Source organism: Extibacter sp. GGCC_0201, from assembly GCF_017566055.1.
Classification (GTDB): Bacteria; Bacillota; Clostridia; order Lachnospirales; family Lachnospiraceae; genus Extibacter.
Genome location: NZ_JABFCH010000156.1, coordinates 1 through 224, shown reverse-complemented (window position 1 = coordinate 224; position 224 = coordinate 1). Strand labels below are relative to the sequence as shown.

Genomic DNA, 224 nt, shown 5'->3' with positions numbered 1-224 from the left:
CACAACTGCCATCAGTCCTACGCCAAATGACGTCGCAATATCAAGAATCAAGCCATCGATCCCAATGACCTTTGCCCCAGCCATCACACTGGAAAGAAGAAGTCCCACAATCAGCGTTGCCAGAACATCGTATAGAGAACCTCCAAAGGAGATGGTAAATCCAACTGCTACCACCAATGGAATAAAAAAGGCAAGTAGCGGCGGATACGGGACTGACTCTACTC

General features: G+C 48.2%; 1 protein-coding gene. It reads right to left on the bottom strand.

All coding sequences use genetic code 11. The features are described from left to right. Nucleotides 1-224: threonine/serine exporter family protein (locus HJV72_RS19090; protein ID WP_208073452.1), on the bottom strand; the 224-nt coding region annotated here is incomplete at both ends.